The organism is Blastomonas sp. CCH1-A6, from assembly GCF_001556365.1.
Lineage (GTDB): Bacteria > Pseudomonadota > Alphaproteobacteria > Sphingomonadales > Sphingomonadaceae > Blastomonas > Blastomonas ursincola.
Genome location: NZ_LSIS01000502.1, coordinates 1 through 748 on the forward strand (window position 1 = coordinate 1; position 748 = coordinate 748).

1 protein-coding gene is annotated in these 748 nt (G+C 69.9%); it reads left to right on the forward strand.

The genetic code is table 11. The features are described 5' to 3' along the window. Window positions 1–164 precede the first annotated feature (164 nt). A partial coding sequence (locus tag AX735_RS22080) for a tRNA (adenosine(37)-N6)-dimethylallyltransferase (RefSeq protein WP_446471848.1) occupies window positions 165–748 on the forward strand: 584 nt, incomplete at its 3' end.

A 748-nucleotide genomic window follows, 5' to 3' on the forward strand; every position in this document is an offset into this window, starting at 1 on the left:
GCGCGGCATCGGCGGCGGCGCGGTCACCGGCAAAGTGCAGCTCGCCCACCCGGCCCGGCTCGATCCAGAGCGATTCGCCGATCGCGAGGCCAGCCGCGTGCAATCGGTCGGCAGCGGCGTTTAGCTCTCCCGCAGGCAGGCTGTCTGCTGCTATCAGCGTGGCGATGGGCACGAACATTTCCCCCGAGACCGCCGACAACACCCGTCCGGCGCTGGCGCTTATTGCCGGACCCACCGCCAGCGGCAAGAGCGGATTGGCGGTGCGCTATGCGCAATTTCTGCAATCTCGCGGACAGCGCGCGGTGATCATCAATGCCGACAGCGCGCAGGTCTATGCCGACCTCGCGGTACTTTCGGCACGCCCCGCTGAAGACGAGATGGGCGGGATCGAGCACCGGCTGTTCGGCTATATCAACGGAGCCGAGACCTGTTCCGCCGCGCGATGGGCGGAGGATGCGCGGGGCGAGATCGCGGCAGCGCATGCCGCAGACGTGTTGCCGATCCTGGTCGGCGGCACCGGCCTGTACCTGCGCACCTTGCTCGACGGCATCGCGCCGGTCCCGCCGATCGATCCCGCGATTCGGCAGGCGGTGCGCGCGCTGCCGGTGGCGGAGGCTTATGCCGCGCTGCAGACCGAAGACCCCGAGGCCGCCGCGCGGCTGAACGCTGCGGACACCACCCGCGTCGCGCGCGCGCTCGAGGTGGTACGATCGACCGGTCAGACGCTCAAGGCGTGGCAGGCGCGCAA